General features: G+C 72.2%; 3 protein-coding genes. 2 read left to right on the forward strand and 1 reads right to left on the reverse strand.

Annotation, left to right across the window (positions count from 1 at the left end; genetic code table 11):
• Positions 1–123: 123 nt before the first annotated feature.
• Positions 124–411 carry a type II toxin-antitoxin system PemK/MazF family toxin gene (locus tag JM949_RS38200; RefSeq protein ID WP_309232438.1) on the reverse strand — a complete coding sequence of 96 codons (288 nt, stop codon included), beginning with the start codon at positions 409–411 and terminating at the stop codon, positions 124–126.
• Between the two features lie 570 nt (positions 412–981).
• Here JM949_RS38200 and ligA point away from each other — a divergent pair.
• Positions 982–3,117, forward strand: a complete 2,136-nt coding sequence (gene ligA / locus JM949_RS33510) for an NAD-dependent DNA ligase LigA (protein WP_203152050.1) — start codon at positions 982–984, stop codon at positions 3,115–3,117.
• 161 nt (positions 3,118–3,278) lie between these two features.
• On the forward strand, positions 3,279–4,854 hold a 1,576-nt coding region (locus JM949_RS33515), incomplete at its 3' end, for a GGDEF domain-containing protein (RefSeq protein WP_309232439.1).

Below are 4,854 nucleotides of genomic sequence, written 5' to 3' on the forward strand. Positions count from 1 at the left end.
GTTCCTGGGAAATCGGGGGATCCCGGGTCGTGGGTTGCCCGGTTTCCAGGAACCCGAGTTGACCATGGCCGCCAGGGCGGTGGGGAGGCGGTCGCCTGGCGATCTGAAGCGGTTGGGGTGCGGTCAGGGGGTGGGGAGGTGTCGCAGGCTGCGGAGCTTGCGCCACAGGTCGGCGTCGCATCGGCCGGCGTGGTCGGCGAAGGCGGCTGGGCTGAGGTGGATCGACTCGGTCAGGTTGAGGTAGCTGTCGTGCTCCGCTCCGGGGTCCCAGTCCCGGGTGGGAATCCGCACGTGGTCGTCCCGGTCGCTCTTGTCCTGACTGGTGATCTTCAGGACGTCGGCGCCCTGGGAGTCGGCGCGCAGCACCAGACAGGGACGCACCTTCGAGCCACTGCCATCGGCGTACGGCACGTCGGCCCACCAGATCTCACCGGGCTCCGGGCTGCCGTCGGGTCGGTGGGCGTCGCGTGAGCGGGGCCGTCCGGTGGCCGATCGGCGGCACGGGGTCGTGGCGGGGTGGGGCGACGGTCACCGGTGCTGCCGCGATCCGGCCGGGTGCCCGGACGCCGGCTGTCCGGACGCCGGTCGGTCATCCGGTGCCGCCAACTCGCCCACGCCCAGCCGGCGGCCACCGTCAGCAGGATCGCCACGGCCCAGAGCAGCTCCTCGGGCATCCGTACCTCCGCCTCCCGGCGACCCACGGGCCGCCATCGTGCGGCGATCCTCGCACGTCGCGGCCCGTGTCGCCCGCCAACCGCACCGTGGCGCCGCCACCGCCCGGGACGCTCGCCAACCCGGTGATCAGTCGATGGGGGGTAGCTGGGTCGGCCCGTCCACGACGACGCCCATCGAGTGAGCACGGAACGGGGCTGAGGGCGACGTCGCTTCCGGCGCGGGCGGACAACGGATTGTCCCACCGGCCCGATACGGTGCCCGAGTAGCGTGATCAGGGAGGTCGCAGGCGTGTCCGAAGGTGGCGGTGTGTCCGAGGAGCAGATCGGTCAGCAGGTCAGCCCGGCGCAGGAGGCGGCGGCCGGGGCCGAGCCGACGCCGCAGGCTCGGGAGCGGCACGCCACGCTCAGCCAGGAGCTGACCGAGCACCAGTACCGCTACTACGTGTTGGACGCGCCGATCATCGCGGACGCCGAGTTCGACCGGCAACTGCGCGAGTTGGAGGCTCTGGAGGCGGAGTTCCCGGCGCTACGGACGCCCGACTCGCCGACCCAACGGGTGGGCGGCACGTTCTCCACCGACTTCACCCCGGTCACCCATGCCGAACGGATGCTCTCGCTCGACAACGCCTTCGCCGACGAGGAGTTGTCGGCGTGGGCCGAGCGGGTCGAACGGGACGCGGGCGGCCCGGTGCCCTACCTGTGCGAGCTGAAGGTCGACGGGTTGGCGATCAATCTGACCTACGAGAAGGGCCGGCTGGTCCGGGCCGCCACCCGGGGCGACGGGCGCACCGGGGAGGACGTCACCGCCAACGTGCGCAGCATCCGGGACGTGCCCGGTCAGCTCACCGCATCCGCCGAGTTCCCGGACATTCCCGAGCTGGTGGAGGTCCGGGGCGAGATCTACTTCCCGGTCGCCGCGTTCGCCGACCTCAACGCGGGCCTCGTGGAGCAGGGCAAGGCGCCCTTCGCCAACCCGCGCAACGCCGCCGCGGGCAGCCTCCGGCAGAAGGACCCACGGGTCACCGCCTCCCGGCCGCTGCGGCTGGTGGTGCACGGCATCGGCGCCCGCCGTGGGTTCCAGCCCACCGCCCAGTCCGAGTCGTACGCGGCGCTGCGCGCCTGGGGGCTGCCGACGAGTGACCGCTGGCGGGTGGTGCCCGACCTGGCCGGCGTGGCGGAATACATCGCCTACTACGCCGAGCACCGGCACGACGTCGAGCACGAGATCGACGGTGTGGTGGTCAAGGTCGACCCGGTCTCGATCCAGGGCCGGCTCGGGTCGACCAGCCGCGCCCCGCGCTGGGCGATCGCCTTCAAGTACCCGCCGGAGGAGGTCACCACCAAGCTGCTCGACATCGACGTCAACGTGGGGCGGACCGGCCGGGTCACCCCGTTCGCCGTGCTCGAGCCGGTGCGCGTGGCCGGCTCCACCGTCGCGCTCGCCACCCTGCACAACGCCCGCGAGGTGGAGCGCAAGGGGGTGCTGATCGGCGACACGGTGGTGCTGCGCAAGGCCGGCGACGTGATCCCCGAGGTGCTCGGCCCGGTGGTCGACCTGCGGCCCGCCGACGCCCGGCCGTTCGTCATGCCGACCAGTTGCCCCGCCTGCGGCACCCCGCTCGCGCCGTCCAAGGAGGGCGACGTCGACATCCGTTGCCCCAACACCCGTAGCTGTCCGGCCCAGTTGCGCGAGCGGGTCTTCCACCTCGCCGGCCGGGGCGGGTTCGACATCGAGGTGCTCGGCTACAAGGGCGCGGCGGCCCTGCTCGACGCGGAGATCATCACCGACGAGGGCGACCTCTTCCAGCTCGACGCCGAGCAGTTGTCCCGGTCTCCGTTCTTCGTCAACAAGGACGGCACCCTGGGCAGCAACGCGGTCAAGTTGCTGGACAATCTGGCGGTCGCCCGGGAACGGGACCTGTGGCGGGTGCTGGTGGCGCTCTCCATCCGGCATGTCGGCCCGACCGCGGCGCAGGCGCTCGCCCGGCACTTCCGCTCGATGGACGCCATCGACGCGGCCACCGAGGAGGAGCTGTCCTCGGTCGACGGGGTCGGCCCGACCATCGCGGCCAGCATCCGGGAGTGGTTCGCGGTGGACTGGCATCGCGAGGTGGTCCGCAAGTGGGCCGAGGCCGGCGTCCGGATGGCCGAGGAGGCGGTCGACGAGGGGCCACGTCCGTTGGAGGGGCTGACGGTGGTGGTGACCGGCACGCTCGCCGGCTTCTCCCGGGATCAGGCCGCCGAGGCCGTGCAGAGCCGGGGCGGCAAGGTCAGCGGGTCGGTCTCCAAGAAGACCAGCTTCGTGGTGGTGGGGGACAACCCCGGGTCCAAGGCTGACAAGGCGGCCAGTCTGAAGGTTCCGGTCCTCGACGAGGACGGGTTCCGGCTGCTGCTGGACGCCGGTCCGGACGCCGCCCGGGGCGTCGCTCAGCTGGGCGGCTGACCCCTCGCCCGTTGGTCGGCGCGGCCACCGGGTCGCGTATACCAACTTAATTACGACTACGACCGATTCGTGACTGTCATACCGGGAAACTGGGGGCCGAGGGCGTTTCATTAGGTCACGGCGTGCGCACCGGCACGCTGAACGGTCGGTCGGGAGGTGTGGTGGAGGTCGCCGACCCACGCAACTCACTTCCGGCGGGCCGGGTAGCGCCGTTCGCCGCCTTCGTCGGCGGCATCCTGGTGGTCGCCGCGCTGACCGCCGCCGTTCCACTCGCGACGCTCCCCGGCGAGGTGTCCCGGCTGCCGCTGGCGTTCTGGACGATGGCAGTGCTCGCCGTCGTCTGCGACGCGCGCCCGTTCGTCCCCCCGGGGCGCCGACAGACGTCCGCGGTGTTCCCGTCCACCTGCTTCACCTTCGCGATCCTGCTCGGCTGGGGTCTCGGCCCGGCGGCGGTGGTGCAGGCGGTGGGGGTCGTCGTCTCGGGTTGGCGGATGCGGCACGCCGCCTGGCGCACGGCGTTCAACGTCGGTCAGTACGCGTGTGCCCTCGCCGCCTACGGGGTGATCCAGCTCGGCTCGGGCACCATCTTCTCCGGCGGGCGGTTGCACTGGACCGACGTGGCTGCCGTCGGTGGTGCCACAGTGGCCTGGTTCGTCGTCAACTACGGGTTGGTCAGCTGGGCGGTGCGGCTGCGTTTCGGGGACCGCTGGTGGCCCACCCTCCGCCAGGGTCTCGGCTTCGAACTGCTCTCCACCGGTTCACTGCTCCTGCTGGCCCCGGTGCTGGTCGCCGCCGCGCGGGTCAGCGCGGCGCTGATCCCGCTGGTGCTGGTGCCGCTCTTCGCCGTCTACCGGATGGCCCGGTTGACCGTCGAACAGCAGCACCTCGCCGCGGCCGACCCGCTGACCGGTCTGCCCAACCGCAAAGCCCTGTTGGTCGAGGTGGCGGAGCAGGTGCACCTGCACGCCGAGCGGACCGCCCGCGGCGAACCGGACGGGCAGTTGGCGCTGTTGCTGATCGACCTGGACCGCTTCAAGAACGTCAACGACGCGCTGGGGCACGCCGTGGGCGACCGACTGCTGGTCGAGGTCAGCGCTCGACTCACCGACGTGCAGCCCCGACCCCAGATGATCGCCCGGCTCGGCGGCGACGAGTTCGCCATCGTGATGACCGGCCTGACCGACGTCGGTCAGGCGCGGGAGATGGCCGACCAGGTGGTCCAGGCGTTGGCGGAGCCGGTGCCGATCGACGGGTTGCCGTTGGACGTGGGCGGCTCGATCGGGATCGCCCTCTTCCCCGAGCACGGCGAGGACTTCGCCACCCTGATGCGCCACGCCGATGTCGCCATGTACGACGCCAAGCACCGCAACGACACGGTGGCCGTCTACGCCCCCGAGTCCGATCACAACTCCGCCGAGCGACTCGCCCTCCTCGCCGACCTGCGTCGGGTGCTCGAACACACCCCGTCGGCCGACAACCCGTCAGGTGCCGAGGCTGTTGGCCGGGCCGACCGGCCGTTCGATGCCGAACTGGCGGGTCAGGGGCACGACGAGGGCGCGGCTGAGCAGGGCGGCGAACCCGGCCGGCACGGTGTGCCGAGTGACGCGGAGCGGACTGTCGACGTACCTCTCAAGGCGGCGGGGGTGCGTGGCGTGACGGCGCGGCGCGTGCCCACCGCCACCGCGGCCGAGGCCGGGCTGCCCGCGGGCCCGGCGGCGGTCGGCAGCACCCGCTCGG

This window comes from Micromonospora tarensis (assembly GCF_016803395.1).
In the GTDB taxonomy this organism is placed as follows: domain Bacteria; phylum Actinomycetota; class Actinomycetes; order Mycobacteriales; family Micromonosporaceae; genus Micromonospora; species Micromonospora tarensis.